This window comes from Streptomyces sp. NBC_00190 (assembly GCF_036203305.1).
Lineage (GTDB): Bacteria > Actinomycetota > Actinomycetes > Streptomycetales > Streptomycetaceae > Streptomyces.
On record NZ_CP108131.1, the window covers coordinates 1,878,203 to 1,904,585 of the forward strand.

Below are 26,383 nucleotides of genomic sequence, written 5' to 3' on the forward strand. Positions count from 1 at the left end.
TCTCTCCTTCGGTGAGCCGAGTGGGCCTAAGGTATTGAATAGAACCATTGCTTGGGAAGGGGATGAGCCGAGATGACCGACACGGCGAGCGAGGGCGGCGCGATCGCGCGGCTGAATCCCGTACTGCGGCAGGTGCGGGCGGGCAACGGTTTCGAGGAGGCGCTCGAACAGATCCTCCAGGTGGTCCGGCTGGGCCTGGTGCCGGGCGGCGAACGGCTTCCGCCCGAGCGCGAGTTGGCCGAGCGGATGGGGATCAGCCGGGTCACGCTGCGCGAGGTGCTGAAGGTACTGCAGGACCAGGGGCTGGTGGAGGCGCGGCGCGGGCGGTACGGCGGAACGTTCGTGCTGCCCCGGCCCGACACCCCGGCGGGCATCGTCGAGGAGGAGCTGCGCCGACGGGTCGCCGGCGTGGACATCGAGGACGCCCTGCGGTTCCGCGAGGTCCTGGAGGTGGGGGCGGCCGGCCTGTGCGCCTCCCAGGGGCTCACCGAGGAGGGCACCGAGCGGCTGCTCGCCGCCCTGACCGCCACCCACGACGCCCCGCTCGCCGACTACCGCCGCCAGGACACGCTCTTCCACCTGACCCTCTGCGAACTGGCCGGCTCCGCCACCCTGACGGCCCAGTACGCGGCGGTCCGGGCCACGGTCAACGACCTGCTGGACTGCATCCCGCTCCTGGTGCGCAACCTGGAGCACTCGCAGCAGCAGCACACCTCACTGGTGGAGTCCGTGCTGGAGCGGGACGCGGCCGGGGCGCGCGAGACGATGCGCGAGCACTGCTGCGGCACGGCGGCGCTGCTGCGGGGCTTCCTGGCCTGAACATCGGGAGGGTTTCGTAACCTCCGTTTAACGCAGAGGTCTTGCGCACTCCACTGCAATCGGGCAAAGGTACGCCCCACAACCATTGCCCTGAGGCAGGAGCGCACGATGGCCGACGACATCGAGGCACGGCTGACAGCCGTGCCCGCACCCCCCACGTCCCCCGACGGCGGCGACACGTCCGCCGACTACCTGGAACGCCGCACGCTGCGCCGCGGCAGCGCCGGCTGGCTGCTGCTCACCGGCCTGGGCGTCGCGTACGTCGTCTCCGGGGACTTCTCCGGCTGGAACGTAGGCCTCGACAAGGGCGGCTTCGGCGGCCTCGCCATCGCCACCGTCCTCATGGGCGCGATGTACGCGTGCCTGGTCTTCTCCCTGGCGGAGCTGTCCACCATCCTGCCGACGGCGGGCGGGGGTTACGGCTTCGCCCGCCGCGCGCTGGGCCCCTGGGGCGGCTTCCTCACCGGTACCGCGATCCTCATCGAGTACATCCTGGCCCCGGCGGCGATCGTCATCTTCATCGGCGACTACGTCGAGTCCCTCGGCCTCTTCGGACTCACCTCCAGCTGGCCCGTCTACCTCGGCTGCTTCGTCGTCTTCATCGGGGTCCACCTCTGGGGCGTCGGCGAAGCCCTGCGCTTCAGCCTCGTCGTGACCGCCGTCGCCGTCGCCGCACTGCTGATCTTCGCGGTGGGCGCCTTCACCGAGTTCAGCGCCGACGGCCTGAACGACATCCCGGTCGACGCCAACGCCTTCGGCTCGAACTCCTGGCTGCCGCTGGGCGTGCTGGGCATCTGGGCCGCGTTCCCCTTCGGCATGTGGTTCTTCCTGGGTGTGGAAGGCGTACCGCTGGCGGCCGAAGAGGCCAAGGACCCGGTCCGCTCCATGCCGAAGGCCCTGTCCATCTCCATGGGCATCCTCGCCCTGCTGGCGCTGATCACCTTCTTCGCGGCGACGGGCGCGCAGGGCGCGGACGCCGTCAAGTCGGCGGGCAACCCGCTGGTCGTGGCGCTGGAGGGGGACGGCGGCCCGACCGCGCTCAGCCGCTTCGTCAACTACGCGGGCCTCGCCGGGCTGGTGGCCTCGTTCTTCTCGCTCATCTACGCGGGCTCGCGCCAGCTCTTCGCCCTCTCCCGGGCCGGCTACCTGCCCCGGTTCCTCTCCCTGACCTCGAAGCGCAAGGCCCCGTACCTGGGCCTGGTCATCCCCGGCGCGATCGGCTTCGCGCTCGCCGCCGCCACGGGCGACGGCGCGCGGATGCTGAACATCGCGGTGTTCGGCGCGACCATCTCCTACGCCCTGATGGCCCTCTCGCACATGGTGCTGCGCCGCCGGGAGCCGGGCCTGGAGCGCCCGTACCGCACCCCCGGCGGAATCCTGACCTCCTCGGTGGCCTTCGTACTCGCCCTGTCGGCCCTCGTCGCCACCTTCCTGGTGGACAAGGACGCGGCATTCATCGCCCTGGCCGTGTACGCCGTCGCCCTCGCCTACTTCGCGATCTACAGTCGGCACCACCTCGTGGCCTCGGCCCCGGAGGAGGAGTTCGCGGCCTTGGCGGAAGCCGAGGCCGAGCTGGCCCGCGACTGAAATCCTGACACCGGCTCAGACCCCGACCCCTGCCTTGCCCCTGGAGGTAAAGACCGTGCCACGGCCGCTCATCGGCATCACCACCTACGTGGAGGAATCCACCCGCTACCGCGTGTGGGACCTCGATACGGCGCTCGTACCCACCGGGTACTACGAACTCGTCCAGGCGGCGGGCGGTGCGGCCGTGCTGCTCCCGCCGGACGCAACAGGGGCGGCGGCGGAGGTGCTGAGCCGGCTGGACGGCCTGGTCGTCGCGGGCGGCCCGGACATGGACCCGGCCCGCTACGGCGCCGCCCGTGACTCCCGTACGGGTCCCCCCGCGACGGTCCGCGACGAGTGGGAACTGGCCCTGATCTCGGCCGCGCTGGAGGCGGACATGCCGCTGCTCGGCATCTGCCGGGGCATGCAGGCGCTGAACGTGGCCCTGGGCGGCAGCCTGGTCCAGCACATCGACGGTCACTTCGAGACGCCGGGCACCTTCTCCTGGCACTCCGTCCGCCCGGTCCCGGGCACCCGGTACGCGGCCCTGGTACCGGAGGAGGCGGAGGTCCCGACCTACCACCACCAGGCCGTCGAACGCCTGGGCAGCGGCCTGGTGGTCTCGGCGCACGCGGTCGACGGCACGGTGGAGGCGATCGAACTCCCGGACCCGGAGCGGTGGGTGCTGGGCGTCCAGTGGCACCCGGAGCGCGACAAGGACACCCGCGTTCTGGCGTCCCTGATCGAAGCCGCCACCGCCCGCGCGGCGGCCCCGGCGCACTGAGCACCGCGCAGGGCCGAACGGTGCGGCGCCGCTCCCGGGACACCCGGCAGCGGCGCCGCACCGTTCGGCTTCGCCGGGATCGACGCGCGGCCCGCCCCTGGGGCAATACGGCTAGGCCTTGCCGCGGGTCAGCGACAGCAGGTCACGGGCCGGGCCCGCCGGCCGGGAGCCCGCCGGCCAGACCGCCCGCAGGGCCCGCCCGAGGACGGCGCCCGAAACCGGCACCTCCACCAGCCTGCGCGCCGCCAGCTCGTCCACCACCGCCAGTTCCGAGAGCACGCACGGCCCCGCGCCGCTCAGCGCCGCCGCCTTCACGGCGGTGGTCGACGCCAGTTCCAGCAGCGGCGCCGCCAGCCCCCCGCTCCCCGCCAGCGCGGCGTCCAGCACCTGCCGCGTTCCCGACCCCCGCTCCCGCAGGATCAGCGGCGCGGACGCCAGCTCGGCCACCTCCACGCCCCGCGAACGCCGCGCCCACGGGTGGCCCGGCGCGACCGCCACCACGAGGCGGTCCTGCGCGATCACCGCCGAGTCGAGCCCCTCCGCAACCGTCAGCCCCTCCACGAAGCCGAGGTCCGCCTCGTGCACGAGGACCCGCTGCGCGACCAGCGCCGAGTTCCCGGCCTGCAGCGACACCGCCGTATCCGGCCGCTGCCCGCGCAGCGCGATCAGCCACCCCGGCATCAGGTACTCCGCGATGGTCATGCTGGCGGCCACCCGCAGCCGCGAGTCGCGCCGCCCGCGCAGCGCCTGCGCGCCCGCGTCGAAGGCCTCGGCCGCCTCCACCACGCGCCGGGCCCAGTCGGTGACCAGCGCGCCTTCCGCCGTCAGCGTCGAACCCCGCGGCGAGCGGTCCACCAGGGCCACCCCCAACCGCGCCTCCATCGCCCGGATCCGGCTGCTCGCCGCGGGCTGGGTGATTCCCAGCCGCCGGGCCGCGCCGCTCAGGCTGCCGACGCGCGCGACCGCGAGCAGCAGTTCCAACGCGCCCAGGTCCGGCACCCGGTGTGCCAGCGGCACCCGCTCCTCATCACCCATAACATCAGTTTATGGCCTCATAGGAAGACACCCTCTGCCGCCCGGTGCGCCGCGGCGGCACGCTGGGCCCATGGCCACCACCATCGTGCGACCCCGCACCACCTCCACCCCCGAGACCGCTCCCCGGGCCCACAAGGCCCTGCGGCACCTCGGCCCCAACTGGTACGCCTCCGTCATGGGCACGGCGATCGTCGCCAACGCCGGCGCGACCCTCCCGTACCAGCTCCCCGGCCAGCGCGTGGTCTGCCAGATCGTCTGGGCGCTGTCCGCCGTCCTCCTCGCCGTGCTGCTCACCGCGCGCGCCGGGCACTGGATCCACCACCGCGACCAGGCCCGCGCCCACCTCCTCGACCCCGCCGTCGCCCCGTTCTACGGCTGTCTCTCGATGGCGCTGCTGGCCGTCGGCGGCGGCACCCTGATCGTCGGCAAGGACCTCATCGGGACCGGCGCCGCCGTCGCCGCGGACGCCGTGCTGTTCACCGTCGGCACCGTGATCGGCCTGGTCATGGCGGTGGCGGTGCCCTACCTGATGGTGGTCCGCCACAAGGTCGAGGCGAAGCAGGCCACCCCCGTCTTGCTGCTTCCCCTGGTCGCCCCCATGGTCTCCGCCGCGGTCGGCCCGCTGCTGATACCCCACCTGCCAGCCGGACAGCCCCGCGAGGCCCTGCTGTTCGCCTGCTACGCCATGTTCGGCATCAGCCTGTTCGCCACCCTGCTGATGCTCCCCCTGGTCTTCGGCCGGCTGATCGTCGGCGGCCCGCTCCCCCTGGCCCTCACCCCGACCCTCTTCCTGGTCCTCGGCCCCCTCGGCCAGTCCACCACCGCCGTGAACCAGCTCGCCGACATGGCACCCCGGTCGGTCGGCGCCCCCTACGCCGGTGCGCTCGGCGCCTTCGCAGTCGTCTACGGGGTCCCGGTGACGGGCTTCGCCCTGCTGTGGCTGGCCCTGGCCACGGCCATGCTGATCAGGGCCGCCCGTAACGGCATGGGCTTCGCGATGACCTGGTGGGCCCTGACCTTCCCCGTCGGCACCTGTGTCACCGGCGCCGCCGGCCTGGCCCGCCACACCGGCCTGACCGCCTTCGCCTGGCTCGCCTCGGCGCTCTTCCTGGCCCTGCTGACCGCCTGGCTCCTGGCCGCCGCCCACACCCTGCGCGGCCTGGCCGCCGGCCGCCTCCTCGCCGGCTGAGCCGGTTCTCGGCGCAGGACGTACCGGTCAGCGCGCCGCGCGCAGGGCCCCGGCCAAGGCGGCCGGGGCCTCGGCCAGCGAAGGCCCGTACCAGGTGAGGTGACGGCCGCTGACCAGCGCGGCGGGCAGCCCCGGGAACGCCTCCGGGCCGTCATCGGCGGTGAAGCGGTACGGCTCGTCCGGGAGCACCACCAGATCGCAGCCGGCCGCGGCGAGCTCCTCCACCGGGATCCGCGGATACCGCTCCCCGTGCCCGGCGTAGACGTTGCGTACGCCGAGGCGTGCCAGCAGGTCACCCGCGAAGGTGTCCCGGCCCAGCACCATCCACGGCCGCCGCCACACGGGTACGAAGGCCTGGAGCGAGCCGACCGGCTCCACCCGCGCCCACGCGTCCTCCGCGTCGGAGAGCCACCCGGGCCTCGTCAGCCCCAGTGCCCCCACCAGTACCCGGTCCAGCTCACGCAGCGCCTGGGGCAGGTCCCGGATCTCGGTGACCAGCACCTCCACCCCGGCCGCCCGCAGGGCCGCCAGGTCCGGGGCCCGGTTCTCCTCCTCGTTGGCGATCACCAGGTCGGGGCGCAGCTCGACGATCCTGCGTACGTCGGGGTTCTTCGTCCCCCCGATCCGCACCGCGCCCCCCAGGTCTGCCGGGTGGGTGCACCAGTCCGTGACACCGGCCAGCAGCCCGGGCGCGCTCTCGGCCACCGCCTCGGTCAGCGACGGCACCAGCGAGACGACCCGCCGCACGCCGCTCAATGCCCGGGGGACGGCGGCTCGGACGTCGCGTGGATGTGCTCGCCCACCGCGACGACCAGGAGCCGGGTGTCCTCGGTGACGGCCCGCCAGCGGTGGCGCACGCCGCCCGACAGGAACAGGGCGTCGCCGCTCTCCAGCCGGTAGGCGCGTCCCTCCGCCTCCACCTGGCAGGCTCCGGCGACCACGTACATCAGCTCGTCGTTGCGGTGCTGGTACTCCCGCCCGGCGTCCTGGTCCCCGGTGAACTCCAGCGCGTGCAGCTGGTGGTGCCCGCGTACGAGGGGCCGCACGCCGGGGACCGGGGTGAGCCCGGATTCGTCGCCGGCCCGTACGAGGTCCACCGTGCGCGCGGTGTCGGAGGCGGCCAGCAGTTCGACGGCCGTGGTCTCCAGCGCGTCCGCGACCCGCTCCAGGGACCGCATGCTGGGCCGGGCCCGCTCGTTCTCTATCTGGCTCAGGAACGGGACCGACAGGCCGCTGCGCGCCGACACGGCGGCAAGGGTCAGGTGGAGCGCGCGACGCCGCTTGCGCACGGCCACGCCCACTCGGAGCGGTTCCTTGCCGTCCTTGTCCTTGCCCTTGTCGTCCTTGTCGTTCATTTCGGGGCTGCCCTCCCCTTGTCCGTTGCACATCGGTGTGCTGTAAGCACCTTACGCAGCAACCGCCTCCGGTTTCGCCCGCACGGCTCTTCCCGTACCGGCCCGCTCACTGTCCGTCGCGGCCCCCGCCGGACGTGTCGGCGCGTTGCGGCATCATCGTCTGCGTGACGACACGACGCCTGATGCTCCTGGACACCGCCTCCCTCTACTACCGCGCCTACTTCGGTGTGCCGGACTCCGTGAAGGCTCCGGACGGCACTCCGGTCAACGCCGTGCGCGGACTGCTCGACTTCATCGGACGGCTGGTCCAGGACCACCGCCCGGACGACCTGGTGGCCTGCATGGACGCCGACTGGCGACCGCACTGGCGGGTGGACCTGATCCCCTCCTACAAGGCCCACCGGGTCGCACAGGAGACCGCGAGCGGCCCGGACGTGGAGGAGACCCCGGACACCCTCGCCCCGCAGGTGCCGATCATCGAGACGGCGCTCGACGCCTTCGGCATCGCCCGCGTGGGCGTCGCCGGCTACGAGGCGGACGACGTGATCGGTACGCTCACCACCCGCGCGACGGGCCCGGTGGACATCGTCACCGGCGACCGGGACCTGTACCAGCTGGTGGACGACGCCAGGCAGCGCCGCGTGCTCTACCCCCTCAAGGGCGTGGGCTCGCTCCAGGTGACGGACGAGGCGTGGCTGCGCGAGAAGTACGGGGTGGACGGCCCGGGCTACGCGGACCTGGCGCTGCTGCGCGGTGACCCGAGCGACGGCCTGCCGGGCGTCCCCGGCATCGGCGAGAAGACCGCGGCGAAGCTCCTCGACGCCTACGGGAACCTCGCCGGGATCATCGCGGCGATCGACGACCCGAAGTCGAAGCTGACCCCCACCCAGCGCAAGCGCCTGGACGAGTCCCGTCCTTATCTGGCCGTGGCCCCGAAGGTGGTGCAGGTGGCCTCCGACGTCCCGCTGCCCCCGTTCGATCCGGCCCTTCCCGCGGTCCCGGCGCAGCCGGATCTGGTCGACGCGCTAACCCATCGGTGGGGTCTGGGCGGGGCAGTGTCCCGGCTGAGCACTGCGCTCCGCCCTTGAGGTGCTAACTTAGGTAAGGCTAAGTTTCTGGGGAGTCAGGGGAGACACCGTGGCAGAAGGACGCGCCCGCAGCGTCGGCACCGCCGTCGTCGTACGCACCGAGCGGCTGACACCGCACATGGTGCGCCTCGTGCTGGGCGGGGACGGCCTGGCCGGATTCGGCGCGGGTGAGTTCACCGACCACTACATCAAGATCCTCTTCCCCCCGGAGGGCGTCACCTACCCCGCGCCGTGGGACCTCGACCGGATCCGCGCCGACTTCCCCCGGGCACAGTGGCCGCGCCAGCGCGCGTACACCGTACGGGGCTGGGACCCGGCGCACCTGGAGCTGACCCTCGACTTCGTCGTCCACGGCGACGAGGGTGTGGCCGGCCCCTGGGCCGCGCGGGCGCAGCCGGGTGAGCTCGTACGCTTCCTCGGCCCGGGCGGCGCCTACGCCCCGGACCCGGCGGCCGGCTGGCACCTGCTGGTGGGCGACGAGAGCGCGCTGCCGGCGATCGCCGCGGCGATGGAGCGGATGCCGGTGGGTGCGCGGGTCCACGCCTTCGTGGAGGTCGAGGGTCCGCAGGGCCAGCAGAAGGTCGCCACCCCGGACGGGGTCGTGCCGGTCTGGCTGCACCGCGGCGACCGCCCGATCGGCGAGGCCCTGGTGGAGGCGGTCACCTCCCTGGAGTTCCCGTCCACGGACGTGCACGCCTTCGTCCACGGCGAGGCGGGCTTCGTCAAGGACCTCCGCCGCCACCTCCGCCTGGAACGCGGCATCCCGCGCGAACGCCTGTCGATCTCGGGCTACTGGCGCCTGGGCGAGACCGACGAGGGCTGGCGCGCGATCAAGCGCGACTGGAACGCCGCGGTCGAGGCCGAACAGGACCACGCCGCCGCCGCGTAGGGGCCGGGCCGTACCGGGCGGACGCACCGGCCCGATCCGGCCTCGCCGGCGGCCGCACGGGCCCCCGCGCGCGGCCACCCTCCCGGCGGGACAATGAGCGCATGCCTACGCTCCGCGCAGCCGCGGCGGCGGCCGGGGCCGCGATCCTCCTGGCCGCCCCGGCGGGGGCGGCCGCCCCCAGTCCCCCGCCCGAGCCGAAGCCCTCGATCAGCGACGAGGCGGTCGACAAGGCCGTCGCCCGCCTCGACGGGACGGTCCGGGACATGATGCGCCGCACCGGAGTCCCCGGCGTCTCGGTGGCCGTCGTCCACGACGACGCGGTCGTCCACCTGAAGGGCTTCGGGCTCCGCGAGACCGGCAAAACGGCGAAGGTCGGCCCCGACACCGTCTTCCAGATCGCCTCCCTCTCCAAACCCGTCTCCTCCACCGTCGTGGCCGGCACCCTCACCGCCCCCGGCCAGTGGGACCGCCGCACGGCCCTGCCCGGGTTCTCCCTCAAGGACCCCTGGGTCACCGGCCACGTCACGACCGCCGACCTGTTCTCCCACCGCAGCGGCCTGCCCGACCACGCCGGCGACCTGCTCGAAGACCTCGGCTACGACCAGGCGTACATCCTCGGCCACCTGCGCCTGGAACCCCTCGGCCCCTTCCGGGCGAGCTACGAGTACACCAACTTCGGCCTCACGGCCGCTGCCGAGGCCGTCGCCCGCGCCAAGGGCGTCAGCTGGCAGAAGCTCAGCGCGGACACCCTCTTCAAGCCCGCTGGCATGACGCACACGAGCACCGAGTTCACCGCCTTCACGAACGCCCCCGACCACGCCGCCACGCACGTCAAGAACGCGGACGGCACCTGGAGCCCCCGCTTCGTCCGCGACCCCGACGCCCAGGCCCCGGCGGGCGGGGTCAGCTCCACCGCCCGTGACATGTCCCGCTGGCTGCGCCTCCAGCTCGCCGGCGGCACCCTCGACGGGAAGCGGATCGTCCCGGCCGACACCCTGTCCCGCACGCACCTCCCCGAGATCGTCTCGCAGCCGCCCGCCACCCCCACCGGCCGCACGGGCTTCTACGGCCTCGGCTGGAACGTCTCCTACGACGACGCCGCCCGGCTGCGCCTGAGCCACTCCGGAGCCTTCGAGCTCGGCGCCAACACCAACGTGACCATGCTCCCCCTGGAGCGGCTCGGCATCGTCGTCCTCACCAACGGCGCCCCCGTCGGCCTGGCCGACGCCGTCGCCCTCGACTTCTTCGACTTCGCCGAGCACGGCAAGGTCACCACCGACTGGCTGGGCCTGGCCGGCGCGCTCTACGCGCAGGCGGACGCGGCGGGCCGCTCCCCCACCGACTACGCGCACCCGCCCGCCTCGGCGCGGCCCGCCAAGGACAGCGCCGCGTACACCGGTACCTACGACAACCCCTACTACGGCAAGCTCACCGTGACCGCGGACGACGAGGGCGCGCTCACGCTGGCCCTCGGCCCGAAACCCCTGCGCTTCCCGCTCGCGCACTACGACGGGGACACCTTCAGCTTCGAGACGGCGGGCGAGAACGCGGTCGGCCGCACCGGGGTGGCCTTCGCCGACGGCACGGTCCGCGTCGAGTACCTCGATGCCGACCACCTGGGCACCTTCACCCGGCAGTAGCCGCATAGCCTGTCCCCCGATGAGACGCCGAGCCCAGCCACCCCCTTCGCCGCTCCCCCAGCGCGCCGGCATCGACCCGGTCCGGCTGCGGCTGCCTCCCGACCCCGACGAGAAGTGGCCGGACCTCGGCGGCTACCTCGCCGGGCACTACGCGGGCGGCCCCGGCGCCGAGGTCATCGCCCGCCTGCTGCACGCCGGGCGCGTGCTGGGCCCCGGCGGGCGCGTCCTGCACGCGTCGGACCCGTACGAGCCGGGCGCCTACCTGTGGTTCCACCGGGACCTCGCGGCGGAGCCGCAGGTGCCCTTCCCGGTCCCCGTCCTGTACCGCGACCCGCACCTCCTGGTCGTGGACAAGCCGCACTTCCTGGCGACCACGCCGCGCGGCAGCCACGTCACCCAGACCGCCCTGGCCAGGCTCCGCGAGGAGCTGGACCTGCCCGCCCTCAGCCCGGCGCACCGGCTGGACCGGCTGACCGCGGGACTGGTGATGTTCAGCATCCGGCCCGAGGACCGCGGGGCGTACCAGCTCCTCTTCCAGCAGCGCCGGGTGCACAAGGAGTACGAGGCCCTCGCGGCGCTCGACCCCTCGCTCGCGTTCCCGCGCACCGTCCGCAGCCGCATCGAGAAGACCCGCGGCGTCATCGCGGCGGCCGAGGTCCCCGGGGAGCCCAACGCGGAGAGCCTCGTCGAACTGACCGCGGCCCAGGGCGGGCTGGGCCGCTACCGGCTGACCCCGCACACCGGCCGGACCCACCAGCTGCGGGTGCACATGAACGCCCTGGGCCTGCCCATTCTGGGCGACCCGGTGTATCCGCAGGTCACCGACCCCGCTCCGGACGACTACCGGCGGCCACTGCAACTCCTGGCCCGGGTACTGGAGTTCACCGACCCGGTGACCGGGGCCACCCACCGCTTCGAGAGCGCCCGCACCCTCCAGGCCTGGCACGACCGGGACGGCTGGGAGGCCGGGACGGGCGGCTAAGCGGCCTCGGGGAAGTAGGGCACGTCCCCGAGGCCGCTCAGGCCTTCTCCCGGGGTGCGACGCCGACGCCCGCGATCCGCAGCGCGGCGTCGGCGGTGGCCTGCGCGAAGACCGGCACCGGCCGGCCCGGATCGGCGCGGTGGATCAGCATGACGCCCTCGATCAGCCCGAAGACCAGGTCGTTGCGGAGCGAGAGGGCCGCCCCGTCCCGGGCCAGTTCGGTGCCCACGCAGATCCCGGCCAGCAACATCCGGTAGGCGTCCTTGAGTTCACCGCGCATCCGGCGGAACTGCGCGAAACGCGCACCCCCCACCTCGGGCAGCAGATAGAGCGCCCCCAGGTTGTACGGGGCCCCGCACAACCGCAGCACGTCGAAGAGGCAGAGCTCCCACAGCCGCCGCGCGGCGGACCGCCCGGTATCGGCGAGCAGCCGCCGGGCCTGCGCCAGCGACGGCCCGACCGTGGACTCCAGCAGCTCGGCGAGGAGGTCCTCCTTGCCGCCGAAGTAGTGGTACATCGTGGCCTGGCGCATTCCGGCCCGCTCGGCCACCGCCCGCGTGGTGGTGGCCGCGTACCCCTGGACCGTGAACAATTCGGCCGCCGCGCAGAGGAGTTCCTCGCGCGGCGGCCGACCGCTCAGCGGCCTCAGCCGGTCGGCACGCGGCCGGCCGACCCGTGGCCGACCGACGCGTCTCGGCCCTTCGTCTGCTCCCCCGCTCATGGCTTGATCGTCCCACACAGCACGGGAATTCGATCATGGCAAGAGATCAGATCAGGCCAGCCCCACCCTCGGAGGAAGCCCCAAAAGCGCCTAGCCGACCGAGCTGTAGGCCACTACACCCCGCAACAGCGCGTCGACGGCCTTACGGGCATTTCGGGCCACCGTGCTCCCGCTCTCACCGGAGGACGAAGGAGCCGCCGCCGCGATCTGCCCCAGCACGTCGATGACCTGCTTGCACCAGCGCACGAAGTCACCGGCCGGCATCTCCGCCTCGCGCAGCACCTCGTCCAGGCTCTTGTCGGAGGCCCATTGGTACGCCGCCCACGCGAAGCCCAGGTCCGGCTCGCGCTGGCCCACGCCTTCGGCCTGGTTGATGCGGTGCTCCTCCTCCAGCGCGTCGAGCCGGCCCCAGAGGTGGACCATCTCGCCCAGCGCGGCCTTCGCCGCGCCGCCCGGCACCTTCGGCGCGACCGCGTCGTCGGACTGCCGCGCCTCGAAGACCAGCGCCGAGACGCAGGCCGCCAGTTCGGCCGGGCTCAGGCCCTCCCAGATGCCCGCGCGCAGGCACTCGGAGGCCAGCAGGTCCAGCTCCCCGTACAGCCGGGCGAGCCGCTTGCCGTGCACGGTGACCTCGTCCTCGCGCAGGTAGTCCAGCTCGGTGAGGAGCGCGTGGATCCGGTCGAAGGTACGGGCGATCGTGTTCGTCCGGCCCTCGATCCGCCGCTCCAGCTGCACCGTGTCCCGCTTGAGCCGGTGGTAGCGCTCCGCCCAGCGGGCGTGGTCCTCGCGCTCGTCGCAGCCGTGGCACGGGTGCGCCCGCAGCGCGGCCCGCAGCCGGGTGATCTCGCGGTCGTCGGCCGCTGCGGCCCGGCCGCGCGCCCGCCGCTCCGGCGTGATGTGCCCGGCCTTGCTCCGCAGCTGGGACGCCAGGTCCCGGCGGGACTGCGGCGAGCGCGCGTTGAAGGTCTTGGGGATCCGCATCCGGTCGATGGCCTCCACCGGGACCGGGAAGTCGATCGCGGCGAGCCGCTTGACCTGCCGCTCGGCGGTGAGCACCAGCGGGCGCGGGCCCTCCGCGTACTCGTACCCGCGGTGCCCGTTGACCCGCCCGGCCGGCACGCCCGGGTCCAGGACCAGCGCGAGCCCGGCGAACTTGCCCGTCGGCACGTGGATGATGTCGCCCGGCTTGAGCTTCTCCAGCGAACTGGCCGCCTGCACCCGCCGCTGGGCCGCGCCCTGCTTGGCCAGGTCCGTCTCGCGGTCCTTGAGGTCACGGCGCAGCTGCGCGTACTCCCCGAAGTCGCCCAGGTGGCAGGTCATGCCCTCCCGGTAGCCCTCCAGGCCCTCCTCGTTGCGCTGCACCTGCCGGGAGATCCCGACGACCGAGCGGTCGGCCTGGAACTGCGCGAAGGAGGTCTCCAGCAGCTCGCGCGAGCGGTGCCGCCCGAACTGGCTGACCAGGTTCACGGCCATGTTGTACGAGGGCTTGAAGCTGGAGCGCAGCGGATACGTACGGGTACCCGCGAGCCCGGCGAGCGCCGCCGGGTCCATGGCCCGCTGCCAGAGCACCACCGCGTGGCCCTCGACGTCGATGCCGCGCCGCCCGGCCCGGCCGGTCAGCTGCGTGTACTCGCCGGGGGTGATGTCGGCGTGCTGCTCGCCGTTCCACTTGACCAGCTTCTCCAGGATCACCGTGCGCGCGGGCATGTTGATGCCCAGCGCCAGGGTCTCGGTGGCGAAGACGGCCTTGACCAGGCCCCGTACGAAGAGCTCCTCGACGACCTCCTTGAAGGTGGGCAGCATGCCGGCGTGGTGCGCGGCGATGCCCCGCTCCAGGCCTTCGAGCCACTCGTAGTACCCGAGGACGTGGAGGTCCTCGGTGGGGATGGAGGCCGTCCGCTCCTCGACGATCTCGCGGACCCTGAGGCGGGCGGAGTCGTCGTTGAGCCGCAGGCCCGCATACAGGCACTGCTGGACGGCGGCCTCGCAACCGGCCCGGCTGAAGATGAAGTTGATCGCGGGCAGCAGCCCGTCGTTGTCGAGGCGGGCGATCACCTCGGGCCGGGACGGGGTCCAGATCCGGCCACGGGAGCGCCGCTCGCGCTCGCGGTCCGCCTCGCGGACCATCTTGCCGCGCCGCCGGTCCTTCGGACTGTACGTACGGCTGTTCTCCTCGCGCGCCATGCGCAGCAGGTCGGGATTGACCTCCCGGCGCGCGGAGCCGCGGCCGCCGTGGTCGGACTCCTCCTCGAACAGGTCGTAGATCTTCCGGCCGGCCATGACGTGCTGCCACAGCGGGACGGGCCGCTCCTCGGAGACGATCACCTCGGTGTCGCCCCGTACCGTGTCGAGCCAGTCGCCGAACTCCTCGGCGTTGGACACGGTGGCCGACAGGGAGACCAGGGTGACCGACTCGGGGAGGTGGATGATCACTTCCTCCCAGACGGCTCCGCGGAACCGGTCGGAGAGGTAGTGCACCTCGTCCATCACGACGTGGCCGAGGCCCCGCAGCGACTGCGAGCCCGCATACAGCATGTTGCGGAGCACCTCGGTGGTCATCACGACCACCGGCGCCTCGGAGTTGACGCTGTTGTCGCCGGTCAGCAGGCCCACCTTGTCGGCGCCGTAGCGCTTGACGAGATCGGCGTACTTCTGGTTCGACAGAGCCTTGATGGGCGTCGTGTAGAAGCACTTGCGACCCTGCTGGAGGGCCAGGTGCACGGCAAACTCGCCGACGATCGTCTTGCCCGAGCCGGTCGGGGCGGCCACGAGGACGCCCTTGCCCGCCTCCAGTGCCTTGCAGGCCTCGACCTGGTACGGATCCAGGTCGAATTCGTACATCTCGCGGAAGGGGGCCAGGGCACTGGCTTCTTCGGCGGCGCGGATCCGGGCAGCGGCGTACCGCTCGGCGGGTGAGAGTTCTTCGGTCATCTTGAGATCGAGCCTACCCGCCACCCCTGACAACAGTCGCGATCATTTAAACCGGCTGCGAGATGCGGGCTACCCCACGATCCGGACCGCCCCGGGAACGCACTCGGCGGTCACCGGCAGCGGCCCCAGCGGCTCCCCGTCGGCGTAGGCGGTGATCCCGGCCGCCTCCAGGGTGACCTTCCGTGCCCGGTGGACGGTCACCTTCGGGTGGCTGAGATGGGTCCCCTTGTAGACCTGCGGGAAGACCTTGAGCAGGGTGGCCCGGCTGCAGTCGCCGACCACCGTGATGTCGAAGAGCCCGTCGTCGGGGACGGCGTCCGCGCAGATGCGCATGCCGCCGCCGTAGGAGGATCCGTTGCCGACGGCCACCAGCGTGGCCTCGGTCTCGATCGCCGGGCCGTCGTCGAGGGTGATCCGGTACGGGAAGGGCCGGAAGGCCGCCAGCTCCGCGATCATCGCCAGGTCGTACTTGAAACGGCCCGCCGGCAGCCGCATCCGGTTGCCGCGGTCGTTGACCTTCGAATCGAAGCCGGAGCACAGCACGGTCCCGTACCAGCTGCCTCCCCCGGGCTCCGCGTGCGGGGACGTCCACACGCGCCCCAGGTCGATCTCCCGCAGCCGCCCCTCCTTGAGGGCCTCGGCGGCCAGGGCACCGGCCCGCGCGGGCTCCCGTACGGGCAGCCCCATCGCCCGCGCGAAGTCGTTCCCGGTGCCCACCGCGACCACCCCGAGCGGGACGAGCGTCCCCGCCAGGGCCTGGAGCGCCAGGGAGACCATGCCGTCGCCGCCCACCGCGATCACCGCGCCGGTGCCCTCGCGGACGGCGGCGCGCAGCCGGGCCAGCGCGTCCGGCCCGTCCGCACCGACGACGGTCCGGACCGAGAAGCCCGCGGCCCGCAAAGCGGAAGCGGCCGGCTGCGCGGCGTGCGCGCCCCGGCCGCGCCCCGCGGTGGGATTGACGAAGAGGGTGATCTCAGAGCTCACCCACCGGAATGTACCTGTCAGGTCGCGTCGTCGTAACCGTTGATCCGCTGACGTCCGCCGTCCGCCTGGCCGGGCAGTTCGGCGGGAGCCTGGACCGGCTCCATCGCGCCGATCGGCGCCGGGGTGAGGTCCAGGTCGGCGGCCTCGTCGTCGTCGAGGCCCGCGTCGGGGTCGTTGCGCTTGCGCCTGCGGTCGTTGACCAGGCAGATGCCCAGTGCGATGAAGTACAGCGCCACGATCGGGGCGGCCAGCGACAGCATGGTGAGCGGGTCACCGGTGGGCGTCGCGAACGCGGAGAAGATCGTGATGCCCAGCACCATGGCGCGCCACCAGCTCGCCAGCCGCTTCGCGGTGAGCACTCCGGTGAAGTTGAGGAGGATCAGCAACAGCGGCAGCTCGAACGCCAGGCCGAAGACGATGACCATGCGTGTGACCAGGTCGAGGTAGTCGTCGACCGGGAGCAGGTTGCGCGCGTTCTCGGGGGTGAATTCGAGGAGGATCGTCGCGGTCTGCGGAAGGATCTTGTACGCGAGTACCGCGCCGGCGGCGAACAGCGGAGCGCCGACCGCGACGAAGCTCGTCGCGTACTTCTTCTCGTGGCTGTGCAGGCCCGGGGCGGTGAACGCCCACAGCTGGTACAGCCACACCGGCGCGGAGAGCACCACACCGGCGGTGAGCGAGACCTTCAGGGCGATCGAGAACGGCGCGATCAGGCCGTTCACGGTCATGTCGGCACAGGGCCGGCCGTTGCGCTGCGAGACCACGCCGTCGGTGCAGCCGACGGAGTCCAGCATCGGCTTCAGCATGAAGTCGATGAGGTGCTTGTAGAAGAAGGCCGCCACGACGGTGATCACGATGATCGCCAGGACCGACTTCAGCAGACGGTTTCTCAGCTCACGCAGGTGCTCGACAAGAGGCATCCGCCCTTCGGCGTCCTTGTCCGCTTTCTCCTGCTTGCGGGCAGACTTGAGCAACCCACGTCCCTTGGCTCGTTGCAGATGACTGGCTTGTCCGGCTGGTGTCAGCCCTGGGTGGTGCGGTTCGCCTCGCTGACGGGCCGGGAGCTGGTCACGTCACCGGGCGCGGCCTGGATGGTGCGCGGGGCGACGGGCTGCTGCGGGGCCTGGTCGGCGACCGTGGCCGCGGTGGCCGCGTCCTCCGCCTCGCCGTCCTTCTTCATGGCCTTGGCCTCGCTCTTGAGGATGCGGGCCGACTTGCCGAGCGAACGGGCCATCTCGGGGAGCTTCTTGGCGCCGAACAGCAGCACGATCACAGCGATGATCAGAAGGATCTCAAGGGGCTTCAGATTGCCGATCATGTGTGTCTTCCTTCTCACCGAAACGGCTGGTTGTGGTGGCTCTGGTCGGCCCGGAGGGGATTTCCGGTGACCGCTCAGGCAAGGATCGTAACCCCCTGGGGTTAACGCCAGGCAATCCCCCGGGATACCCCCGCTTGCGCGCCGACCGGCTGTTCGCGCCCGGGCCGCACCGGTTCGTCCCGCTTTACGGTCGCACGCCGCGCCCTGCCCGGGCCAGATCGGCCGCGGCCCGCTCAAGATCCTCCGAGGCGGCGGTGATCCGGCGGCTGGCCAGCGCGACCTGCCCGGAGAGCCTGCGGACCTCCACGTAGACGCGTACCGCCGCCGCGGCGAGGACGGCGATCCCGAGGAAGCCCAGGGCAATTGCGAACATAGGCCACAGCATGGGAAGAGCCTAGGCCACCGCCCGGCTCACACGCTGCGCAGGGTGCTCACGCCTCCGCCGGTCAGCAGTTCCACGATGCGCTCGCCCGCCGGTTTGCGTACGGCCGCCCCGCACCGGGGGCAGGTGAAGGAGTAGAACGTGGTCCGCCGGCTGCCGCCGATGACCAGCCGCAGGGCGCCCGCGTCCAGCTCGAAGCGGGCCTGGCAGTCCGGACAGGCCGCCTTGAAGGCGACGGACCCGTGCGTAGGCGACATCGACCCCTGCTCCCCTCAGACCTGTTCCCCGTACCCCGCGAGTGCCTCCCGGGCCGCGCTGCGCGCACTGTCCGCCAGCTCCACGGGAGTGACGATCCGCCCCTCGCGCCCCAGCCGCAGCGCGAGCCGGCGGAGCGAGGCCGGGTCCGGGCTGCGCAGCGTGATCCGCAAGCCCCCCTCGGCCAGTTCCTCGGCCCTGTCGTGCGGGTAGTACTCGGCGACCCAGCGCCCGCCGGGACCCACCTCGACCACGACCTCCGGATCCTCGGCGGCCGGCTGGACCAGACCCTCGGACAGGTCGCGCGGCTCGATGGCGGGCGGCTCGGCCCGCTCGTCCAGCAGCCTGATCTCCGCCACCCGGTCCAGCCGGAAGGTGCGCCGCGCCTCGGAGAGGTGGCACCACCCCTCCATGTACGTGTGCCCCACCGCGAAGAGCCGGATCGGGTCGACCTTGCGCTCGGTGAGCTCGTCCCGCGCCGGCGAGTAGTAGCGCACCCACACCCGGCGGCGCTCCGCGATGGCCCGGTCGACGTCCGCGAAGACCCCGCCCTCGGACTCGAAGGTCACCGACAGCCGGGAGCTGGCCCCGGCGGCCTCGCCCGCCGCGGCCTCCAGCTTGGCGGTCGCCCGCAGCAGGGCGTCCCGGTCGCTCTCGCGCAGCCCGGGCAGGGTCGCCACCGCGCGGGCCGCGACGAGCAGCGCGGTCGCCTCGTCGGCGGCGAGCCGCAGCGGCTCCGCGGTGGACTCCCCCGAGGCGTCGGGGTTGCGCCACCAGATGCGCTCCCCGTCGGTGTCGATGTCGAGCAGGTCCCCGCCCCGGAAGCTGGTCCCGCACATGGGCAGCACGTCGAGGTCCGAGATCAGCTCGTCCTCGGTGATCCCGAAGGCGCGCGCGACGTCGGCGACGTGCGCGCCCGGGCGCTCACGCAGGTACGTGACCAGGGACAGCATCCGGCGGGTCTGGTCGATGGCGTTGGCAGCCATGCTGGTACGTCTCCCCCTCAGGGCGTTGCTACTGATGTTCCGGGCCGCTGATGTCCAGGGCCGCTGATCTCCGGGTCAGCCCTTGGCGACGGCGCGCAGCCGGTCCACCACGTCCGCCCGCAGGTCGGCCGGCTCCAGCACCACGACATCCGGGCCGAACTCCACCAGCCAGGCGTCCAGCCCGTGCCCGTACGGGATCTCCAGCTCGTCCCAGCCGTCGCCGCCCTCACGCACGGCGGTGGCCTTGGCCCGCAGCGGGTAGCCGGCGCCGGCCCGCAGCCGGATGCGCGCGGAGCGGTCCGCGCTCTCCCCGGCCCAGCTCGCCACGGTCTCCCGCACGGTCACCACGTCCGGCACCTCGGCGGTGTACTTGGCGGCGCGGGAGCGCACCTTGCCGGTGATCCGCGAGAGCCGGAACACCCGCTCCGCCCCGCGGTCCCGGTCGAAGCCGGCCAAGTACCAGTGGCCGCGCCAGCACTCCAGCGCCCACGGCTCCACCTGCCGGGTCTCGGGCCGGGCGGCCGTGGACTTGCGGTAGTCGAAGACCACCGGCCGGCGGTCCCGGCAGGCCAGCATCAGCGGCTCGAAGGCCGCCTCGTGGACCGGGATGCGCGGCTCGATGGCACTGTGCTGACCCTCGTACGGGTCACCCGCCTCCGGCATCCCGCCGGCGCGCAGCTTCTGCAGGGCGCCGCTGGCCGCGCCCGCGAGGCGGGCCTGCTGCCAGACCTTGGCGGCGAGCCCCAGCGCCGCGGCCTCCTCGGCGTCCAGGGAGACGGGCGGAAGCCGGTTGCTGTCCCGGCGGGCCAGATAGCCGGTTTCGCCCTCCAGGTTCTCCACCGTCTCGATGACCAGGCCGAGTTCACGCAGATCGTCCTTGTCCCGCTCGAACATGCGGTTGAAGGACTCGTCGTTGCCGGCTTCCAGGTAGGCCTCGATGGAACCGCGCAACTCGCGCTTGCTGAGCGGCCGGCGGGTCCCCAGCAGACACAGCGCCAGATTCATCAGCCGCTCGGCCTTGGCAATCGCCATCGACGCCGTTCCCCCGCTCTCGACACACACACTCGTGACCGTTGACCGTACCGCCCCGGCGGGCCCGGACAAAAGCGAGGGGCCCCCGCCGGACGGCGGGGGCCCCTCCACTGATCGCGGATGCGCGGATCAGCCGACCTGCATCAGGTCGCAGACGAAGATCAGCGTCTCGCCCGGGGCGATCGCGCCGCCCGCGCCGCGGTCACCGTAGGCGAGGTCTGCGGGGATCACGAGCTTGCGGCGGCCGCCGACCTTCATGCCCTGGACACCCTGGTCCCAGCCGGCGATGACCTGGCCGACACCGAGCTGGAACTGGAGCGCGGAGCCACGGTTCCAGGAGGCGTCGAACTCCTCGCCGGTGGAGAAGGCCACGCCCACGTAGTGGACGGAGACCCGGTCGCCGGCCTTGGCCTCGGCACCGTCGCCCTCCCAGATGTCCTCCTTGACGAGGACCTTGGGGGCCTCGCCCTCGGGGAAGTCGATCTCGGGCTTGCTGAGCTCGTTGCTCACGGAACTGCTCCTCATAGGTACGAACTGGTCAACCGGAACAGTCTTACATCACCGCGAGGATGTCGAGGCTGAAGACCAGCGTCGAATCCGCCGGGATCGACCCCTGCGGCTTGTCACCGAAGGCCATGTCCGGCGGGATGACCAGCAGGATCCGGCTGCCGACCTTCTTGCCGAGCAGGCCTTCCTTCAGACCCTTGACCGAGAGCTGCTCCATCGGCCAGGTGACCGTCGTGTCGCTGGTGTACGTGCTCTCGAAGGTCTTGTCGTCCTTCCACGTCTTGCCGTGGAACTTGACGACGACGCTGTCGGTGTCCTTCACCGCTGCGCCGTCGGACTCCAGGATGTAGTTCGAGACCAGCTTGGCCGGCGCGGCCGTGTCCTTCGGGACGGTCACGGCGACTTCCTTGCCGTCCGTGTTCGTACCGACCTTCGGCAGGTCCTTGTTGTCCTGCGCGACCTCCTTGCCCGTGGCCGAGGCCGGGACGGAGGTGCCCTTGACGATGTCCACGACGAACACCAGCGTGGCGTTCGGCTTGATCTTGTCGCCCGAGCCCTGCTCGCCGTAGCCGAGCGCCGGCGGGATCACGAGCTCGACGCGGCTGCCGACCTTCTGGCCCTCCAGGCCCTGGTCCCAGCCCTTGATGACCATGCCCGCGCCGATGGTGACGTCGAAGGGCTTGCCCTTGCCGAAGCTGGCGTCGAACGGCTCCTTGCCGTCCCACACCTGGCCGAGGTAGTTGACCTGGGCGATGTCGCCCTTCTTCAGCGCCGGGCCATCGCCCTCGCTGACGGTCACCACCTTCAGCTCCTTCGGCGGCTCGCCCTTCCCCTTCGACAGGGTGGGCGTCTCCCCGAACTTGGCACCCTTGGTGATCGTGGGCGCCCCGTTCTTCATCTGGGCGGAGTCGGAGCCGCTGTCGTCGCCACAGGCCGCTGTCGACAGCAGCAGGAGGGGTACGACAAGCAGGCCGGCAAGTCGGCGCACGGGTTCCTCAGATCTCAGACGGCAAGGCGGTCGCCCGCCACTCTAAGCCGTGGGCAGGGCCCCGTACGAGATTCGTACGGGGCCCTGCCCAAGATCAGTGCGTTGTCACACTGCCCTCATGCGTTACCGGTGACCTACCGGTGCCGCGCCGGCTCACATTCCGGCGATCAGCTTCTCCACCCGGTCGTCCACCGAACGGAACGGGTCCTTGCACAGCACGGTCCGCTGCGCCTGGTCGTTCAGCTTCAGGTGCACCCAGTCCACCGTGAAGTCCCGCCGCTGCTCCTGCGCCCGCCGGATGAAGTCGCCCCGCAGCCGCGCCCTCGTCGTCTGCGGAGGCACCGACTTGCCCTCGAAGATCTTGAGGTCGTTGCAGATCCGCGCCGCCTGCCCCTTGCGCTCCAGCAGGTAGTACAGCCCGCGCCGACGGTGGATGTCGTGGTAGGCGAGGTCTATCTGAGCCACCCGCGGATTCGACATGGTCATGTTGTGCTTGGCCCGGTACCGCTCGATCAGCTGGTACTTCATGACCCAGTCGATCTCGGTCCCGATCCGGTCCAGGTCCTCCGCCTCGATCGCGTCGAGGGTCCGGCCCCACAGCTCCAGCACCTGGTCCACCACACCGGTACGGATGCCCCGGCGCTCGGCGAAGTCCACCGCCTTGTCGTAGTACTCCCGCTGGATCTCCAGCGCCGAAGCCTCCCGGCCGCTCGCCAGACGCACCTTGCGCTGCCCCGTGATGTCGTGGCTGACCTCGCGGATCGCCCGGATCGGGTTCTCCAGGGTCAGGTCCCGCATCACCGTGCCCGCCTCGATCATGCGCAGCACCAGGTCGGTGGCCCCGACCTTGAGCAGCATGGTCGTCTCGGACATGTTCGAGTCGCCGACGATCACGTGCAGCCGACGGTAGCGCTCGGCGTCCGCGTGCGGCTCGTCCCGCGTGTTGATGATCGGCCGCGAGCGGGTCGTCGCGGAGCTGACGCCCTCCCAGATGTGCTCGGCCCGCTGGCTCACGCAGTAGACCGCACCCCGGGGGGTCTGGAGCACCTTGCCCGCACCGCAGATCAGCTGCCGCGTGACGAGGAAGGGAATGAGAATGTCCGCCAGGCGGGAGAATTCCCCGTGCCGGGCCACCAGGTAGTTCTCGTGGCAGCCGTACGAGTTGCCCGCCGAGTCGGTGTTGTTCTTGAAGAGATAGACGTCGCCCGCGATTCCCTCCTCGTGCAGGCGGCGTTCGGCGTCGACGAGCAGTCCTTCGAGAATGCGCTCGCCCGCCTTGTCGTGCGTGACCAGCTCGGTCACGTTGTCGCATTCGGGAGTTGCATATTCCGGATGCGAACCCACGTCGAGGTAGAGGCGGGCGCCGTTCCGCAGGAAGACATTGCTGCTGCGGCCCCATGACACAACACGGCGGAAGAGGTAGCGCGCCACTTCGTCAGGTGACAGTCGGCGCTGTCCCCTGAACGTGCACGTGACGCCGTACTCGTTCTCCAGCCCGAAAATGCGGCGGTCCATGACTGAACATTACGCCTTCTGCCCTCTTCTGAAACCGGGTTCGAGAGCGCCGTTTCGATCAGTTTCCGATCACCCGTCCGACAGCGGCTCCGCACACGCACCGATCGGCCCACCGACAGGTCCGCCGATCGGCCCACGCACCCGCCGCGATCAGCCCTCCGACCGGACCCCGGACGACACCTCACCCACCCCGCCCGACGACCCCTCAGCCGAACCCGCCACCGCGCGACTGCGGCCCGCAGTTGCCATCACCCGCTGAGTGACCGTCAGCACCAGCAGCGCCGCACCCCCGGCCGCACTCGCCACGCCGAAGCTCGCCGCCGTACCGCCCAGCTCCACCGCCGGCCCCGCGACCGCCGTACCGATCGCCGCACCCACCCCGAAGAACGTCACCAGCCAGGAGAACGCCTCCGTCACCGTGCCCGCCGGAGCATGCCGGTCCACGACGATGAACGCACACGCGAGCGCGGGCGCCAGGAACACCCCCGAGAGCGCCGCGAGCGCCGTCATCGCCACCGGCCCCGGCGTCAGCATCAACGGCAGGTAACAGACCGCCAGCAGCGCCACCAGCATCCGCAGCCGCCGTTCCGGCGCACCCGCCCACCGCCGGGCACCGTAGAACACCCCGCCGATCAGAGCGCCCAGCCCCAGCGCCGCCATCAGCCAGCCGTACACCGCCTGGTTCCCGTGATCATCCGCGTACGCCACACCCGCCACCGTGATCGAACCCAGCGCCGTCCCCACGAAGAAGAACGCACCGAGCAGCGCCAGCAGACCCGGCGAACGCAGCGCGCCCAGCCAGTGCGCCTCACGCGGCGCCGACCGCCACCGCCGGGAGGGCTCGCTCACCACGACGGACAGCGCGCCCAGCACACCGATCGCGTTGAGCGCCAGCAGCGCCCCGGCCGGCGACCACAGCGCCACGAACAGCGTCACGAGCAGCGGACCCACCGTGAACATGACCTCCTGGGCCACCGCGTCCATCGCGTACGCGGCGTGCACCCGCTCCTCCTTGCCGCCCAGCACGCCCGGCCACAGCGCCCGCAGCCCGCCCTCCAGCGGCGGCGTGAACAGCCCCGCGACCACCACCGCGGCATACGCGGCGACCGCCGCCCCGGTACCGGACACCGCCAGCCACACCATGCCCAGCGCGGAGACCACCGCGGCCGGCAGCTGCACCCGGGGCTGCCCGTACACGTCCACCGCCCGGCCCAGCAACGGCTGGCCCACCGCGTTCGCCAGCCCGTACGCGGCGGCCAGCGCGCCCGCGAGGCTGTAGCTGCCGCCCTCCGCCCGCGTGAACAGCACGATCGCGATCGGCGCCGTGGCATTGGGCAGCCGACCTACGAGCGTGCCCACCAGCAGCCTCGCGGCGTGCCGGGTCCTGAGCAGCTCCGCGTATCCCGCGGCCATGTCCGCCCCCTTCTGCCCGGATCCAGCCGGGGTAATACGTATAACGCGACCCGTCATACGTACCATGGCGACAGTTGACAGGTCCACCCACCGGACCGCACCAGCCGCACCAACCCCCTCCGACCTCGCACTTCAAGGAGCCCCGTGTGACGAGACCCACCAGCCGCGACGTGGCCACCGCCGCAGGGGTCTCCCAGGCCACCGTCTCCCTCGTCCTCGGCGACAAATGGCGCGGCCGCGTCTCCGAACGCACCGCCACCCACGTCCGCGAGACCGCCACCCACCTCGGCTACCGGCCCAACCTCGCCGCCCGCAACCTCCGCCTCGGCACCACCCGCACCGCCCTCCTCGTCGTCCCCGCCCTCACCAACGAGTTCTTCGCCCGCGTCTACACCGGCGCCGCCCGCATCGCCGCGGAACACGACTTCGGCGTCGTCCTCTACCCCTCCCCCGACGGCACCGGCCCCGCCCGCGACCCCTTCGCCTCCGCCCGCGCCGCCCTCGACGGAGTCATCGCCTCCTCCATGGCCGCCGACGCACTCGACGCACTCGGCGGCGACGGCCTCCCCCTCGTCATGCTCGACAGCGACCCCACCGCCGGCAGCGCCGACGCCCACGTCAACCTCGCCATCGCCGACGGCATGCGCCAGGTCACCGAACACCTCCTCGCCCTCGGCCACCACCGCATCCTCCACCTCGCCTCCGCCATCGACACCTGGACCTTCCAGGTCCGCGCCGAAGCCCTGGCCGCCCTCCTGGGGCCCGGAGCCGAGCTGCGCACCGTCCGGGCCCCCCTCAGCGTGGAAGGCGCCCGTACGGCCGCGGAAACCGCCCTGACGGCACCCGGAGCCCCACCCACCGCCGTCATCTGCGACGACGACATCCTCGCCGCCGGCGCCTGCAAGGCCGCCCGCCGCCTGGGCCTGCGCATCCCCGACGACCTCTCCGTCACCGGCTTCGACGACCTCGCCCTGGCCACCGCCGTCGAACCCGAACTCACCACCGTCCGCCTCCCCGCCGAACGCGTCGGAGAACAGGGCATGACCGCCCTCCTCGCCGTCCTCGACAACACCCCCTGGACCGCCCCCGACCTCCCCGTCGAACTCGTCGTCCGCGCCTCCTCGGGCCCCGCCCCCACCCCCTGAACACGACGAAGCCCCGGCCCGCCCTCACGGGCAGACCGGGGCCACGCACCACTACCGGCCCTACTCGGCGTCGTCCTCCGGCGCCTCGTCGTTCGACACGGCATCCGCCTGAGCCGCCGCTGGCACATCCGCCTCCAGCAACCGCGCCAGCTGCCGGCCGCGGATCCGCTTGAACTTCCGCTGCTGCGCCCGCGTCCGGTCCAGGACCGCCACCTCCAGCCGCTCGGCCGGAATCGTCTTGTCCGCACTGTTCGCCTGGCTGGACAGCGCCTGCACCGCCAGCTTCAGCGCCTCCGACAGGGTCATCCCGTCCTGGTGCCGCTGATCCAGGAAGGTGCTGATCTGCTCCGCGTTGCCGCCGACCGCGACCGAGCCGTGCTCGTCCACGATCGACCCGTCGTGCGGCAGCCGGTAGATCTGGTCCCCGGCGGCCGTCGCACCGACCTCGGCGACGACCAGCTCCACCTCGTACGGCTTCTCACCGGCACTCGAGAAGATCGTGCCCAGCGTCTGCGCGTACACGTTCGCCAGCCCGCGGGCCGTCACGTCATCGCGGTCGTAGGTGTACCCCCGCAGATCCGCGTAGCGCACACCGCCGATCCGCAGGTTCTCGTACTCGTTGTACTTGCCGGCGGCCGCGAAGCCGATCCGGTCGTAGATCTCGCTGAACTTGTGCAGGGCACGCGACGGGTTCTCACCGACGAACACGATGCCGTCGGCGTACTGCAGCACGACAAGGCTGCGACCGCGGGCGATGCCCTTCCGGGCGTATTCCGCCCGGTCGGCCATGGCCTGCTGGGGTGACACATAGAACGGAGTCGACACCGGCTGTCCGTCCCTTTCTTCTGGGCTCCTGAGG

26 protein-coding genes are annotated in these 26,383 nt (G+C 72.1%); 9 read left to right on the plus strand and 17 right to left on the minus strand.

Going from position 1 to position 26,383, the window contains the following annotated elements:
• Positions 1-72: 72 nt before the first annotated feature.
• The 3 genes from OG429_RS09270 to OG429_RS09280 all read left to right on the plus strand — a co-directional run bounded on the left by OG429_RS09270 (position 73) and on the right by OG429_RS09280 (position 3,169).
• Complete coding sequence (locus OG429_RS09270) at positions 73-819, plus strand: FadR/GntR family transcriptional regulator (RefSeq protein WP_328924823.1); 747 nt, start codon at positions 73-75, stop codon at positions 817-819.
• A gap of 108 nt (positions 820-927) precedes the next feature.
• Entirely contained in the window at positions 928-2,406 is a 1,479-nt protein-coding gene (gene eat, locus OG429_RS09275) for an ethanolamine permease (RefSeq protein ID WP_328924824.1), read from the plus strand.
• A gap of 55 nt (positions 2,407-2,461) precedes the next feature.
• Positions 2,462-3,169 (plus strand): gamma-glutamyl-gamma-aminobutyrate hydrolase family protein, encoded by a 708-nt coding sequence (locus OG429_RS09280; RefSeq protein WP_328924825.1) that lies wholly within the window; start codon positions 2,462-2,464, stop codon positions 3,167-3,169.
• A gap of 111 nt (positions 3,170-3,280) precedes the next feature.
• On the opposite strand, the gene OG429_RS09285 is transcribed toward OG429_RS09280, so the two are convergent.
• Entirely contained in the window at positions 3,281-4,204 is a 924-nt protein-coding gene (locus OG429_RS09285) for a LysR family transcriptional regulator (protein WP_328924826.1), read from the minus strand.
• Positions 4,205-4,274: 70 nt separating this feature from the next.
• Here OG429_RS09285 and OG429_RS09290 point away from each other — a divergent pair, with 70 nt between their 5' ends.
• Positions 4,275-5,393 (plus strand): TDT family transporter, encoded by a 1,119-nt coding sequence (locus OG429_RS09290; protein WP_328924827.1) that lies wholly within the window; start codon positions 4,275-4,277, stop codon positions 5,391-5,393.
• A gap of 27 nt (positions 5,394-5,420) precedes the next feature.
• On the opposite strand, the gene OG429_RS09295 is transcribed toward OG429_RS09290, so the two are convergent.
• Both OG429_RS09295 and OG429_RS09300 read right to left on the minus strand, forming a co-directional pair.
• Positions 5,421-6,140, minus strand: a complete 720-nt coding sequence (locus OG429_RS09295) for a helical backbone metal receptor (RefSeq protein WP_328924828.1) — start codon at positions 6,138-6,140, stop codon at positions 5,421-5,423.
• A gap of 5 nt (positions 6,141-6,145) precedes the next feature.
• Positions 6,146-6,748, minus strand: coding sequence for a helix-turn-helix domain-containing protein (locus tag OG429_RS09300; protein ID WP_328924829.1), 603 nt, complete (start codon positions 6,746-6,748; stop codon positions 6,146-6,148).
• 182 nt (positions 6,749-6,930) lie between these two features.
• Between OG429_RS09300 and OG429_RS09305 the strand changes: the two genes are divergently transcribed.
• From OG429_RS09305 to OG429_RS09320, 4 genes are all read left to right on the plus strand, one after another.
• On the plus strand, positions 6,931-7,836 hold the full coding sequence (locus tag OG429_RS09305; protein WP_328930205.1) for a 5'-3' exonuclease: 906 nt from the start codon (positions 6,931-6,933) through the stop codon (positions 7,834-7,836).
• Positions 7,837-7,885: 49 nt separating this feature from the next.
• Positions 7,886-8,725 (plus strand): siderophore-interacting protein, encoded by an 840-nt coding sequence (locus OG429_RS09310; RefSeq protein ID WP_328924830.1) that lies wholly within the window; start codon positions 7,886-7,888, stop codon positions 8,723-8,725.
• 101 nt (positions 8,726-8,826) lie between these two features.
• Entirely contained in the window at positions 8,827-10,365 is a 1,539-nt protein-coding gene (locus OG429_RS09315) for a serine hydrolase (RefSeq protein ID WP_328924831.1), read from the plus strand.
• 19 nt (positions 10,366-10,384) lie between these two features.
• A complete protein-coding gene (locus OG429_RS09320) occupies positions 10,385-11,347 on the plus strand; it encodes a pseudouridine synthase (RefSeq protein WP_328924832.1) in 963 nt (320 codons plus the stop codon).
• A gap of 37 nt (positions 11,348-11,384) precedes the next feature.
• On the opposite strand, the gene OG429_RS09325 is transcribed toward OG429_RS09320, so the two are convergent.
• From OG429_RS09325 to OG429_RS09385, 13 genes are all read right to left on the minus strand, one after another.
• Positions 11,385-12,068 carry a TetR/AcrR family transcriptional regulator gene (locus OG429_RS09325; RefSeq protein ID WP_328924833.1) on the minus strand — a complete coding sequence of 228 codons (684 nt, stop codon included), beginning with the start codon at positions 12,066-12,068 and terminating at the stop codon, positions 11,385-11,387.
• A gap of 90 nt (positions 12,069-12,158) precedes the next feature.
• Complete coding sequence (locus tag OG429_RS09330; RefSeq protein ID WP_328924834.1) at positions 12,159-14,999, minus strand: DEAD/DEAH box helicase; 2,841 nt, start codon at positions 14,997-14,999, stop codon at positions 12,159-12,161.
• Positions 15,000-15,068: 69 nt separating this feature from the next.
• Entirely contained in the window at positions 15,069-15,983 is a 915-nt protein-coding gene (locus tag OG429_RS09335) for a diacylglycerol kinase (RefSeq protein WP_328924835.1), read from the minus strand.
• 17 nt (positions 15,984-16,000) lie between these two features.
• Positions 16,001-16,957 (minus strand): twin-arginine translocase subunit TatC, encoded by a 957-nt coding sequence (tatC, locus tag OG429_RS09340; protein ID WP_328924836.1) that lies wholly within the window; start codon positions 16,955-16,957, stop codon positions 16,001-16,003.
• A 47-nt stretch (positions 16,958-17,004) separates the two neighbouring features.
• Positions 17,005-17,301: a Sec-independent protein translocase subunit TatA gene (tatA, locus tag OG429_RS09345; protein WP_328924837.1), complete on the minus strand. Its 297-nt coding sequence runs from the start codon at positions 17,299-17,301 to the stop codon at positions 17,005-17,007.
• Between the two features lie 184 nt (positions 17,302-17,485).
• On the minus strand, positions 17,486-17,686 hold the full coding sequence (locus tag OG429_RS09350) for a hypothetical protein (protein ID WP_328924838.1): 201 nt from the start codon (positions 17,684-17,686) through the stop codon (positions 17,486-17,488).
• A gap of 26 nt (positions 17,687-17,712) precedes the next feature.
• Positions 17,713-17,940 carry a hypothetical protein gene (locus OG429_RS09355; protein ID WP_328924839.1) on the minus strand — a complete coding sequence of 76 codons (228 nt, stop codon included), beginning with the start codon at positions 17,938-17,940 and terminating at the stop codon, positions 17,713-17,715.
• Positions 17,941-17,955: 15 nt separating this feature from the next.
• Positions 17,956-18,924 (minus strand): helix-turn-helix transcriptional regulator, encoded by a 969-nt coding sequence (locus OG429_RS09360; protein ID WP_328924840.1) that lies wholly within the window; start codon positions 18,922-18,924, stop codon positions 17,956-17,958.
• Positions 18,925-18,999: 75 nt separating this feature from the next.
• Entirely contained in the window at positions 19,000-19,956 is a 957-nt protein-coding gene (locus OG429_RS09365) for a helix-turn-helix transcriptional regulator (protein WP_328924841.1), read from the minus strand.
• Positions 19,957-20,085: 129 nt separating this feature from the next.
• On the minus strand, positions 20,086-20,481 hold the full coding sequence (locus OG429_RS09370; protein ID WP_328924842.1) for an FKBP-type peptidyl-prolyl cis-trans isomerase: 396 nt from the start codon (positions 20,479-20,481) through the stop codon (positions 20,086-20,088).
• 28 nt (positions 20,482-20,509) lie between these two features.
• Positions 20,510-21,451: an FKBP-type peptidyl-prolyl cis-trans isomerase gene (locus OG429_RS09375; RefSeq protein ID WP_328924843.1), complete on the minus strand. Its 942-nt coding sequence runs from the start codon at positions 21,449-21,451 to the stop codon at positions 20,510-20,512.
• Positions 21,452-21,604: 153 nt separating this feature from the next.
• Positions 21,605-22,966, minus strand: a complete 1,362-nt coding sequence (gene pafA / locus OG429_RS09380) for a Pup--protein ligase (RefSeq protein ID WP_073920416.1) — start codon at positions 22,964-22,966, stop codon at positions 21,605-21,607.
• A 150-nt stretch (positions 22,967-23,116) separates the two neighbouring features.
• Entirely contained in the window at positions 23,117-24,379 is a 1,263-nt protein-coding gene (locus tag OG429_RS09385) for an MFS transporter (protein ID WP_328924844.1), read from the minus strand.
• A 146-nt stretch (positions 24,380-24,525) separates the two neighbouring features.
• Between OG429_RS09385 and OG429_RS09390 the strand changes: the two genes are divergently transcribed.
• Positions 24,526-25,524 carry a LacI family DNA-binding transcriptional regulator gene (locus OG429_RS09390; protein WP_328924845.1) on the plus strand — a complete coding sequence of 333 codons (999 nt, stop codon included), beginning with the start codon at positions 24,526-24,528 and terminating at the stop codon, positions 25,522-25,524.
• Between the two features lie 60 nt (positions 25,525-25,584).
• Here OG429_RS09390 and prcA read toward each other — a convergent pair whose 3' ends face one another.
• Positions 25,585-26,349: a proteasome subunit alpha gene (gene prcA / locus OG429_RS09395; RefSeq protein ID WP_328924846.1), complete on the minus strand. Its 765-nt coding sequence runs from the start codon at positions 26,347-26,349 to the stop codon at positions 25,585-25,587.
• Between the last annotated feature and the right edge of the window lie 34 nt (positions 26,350-26,383).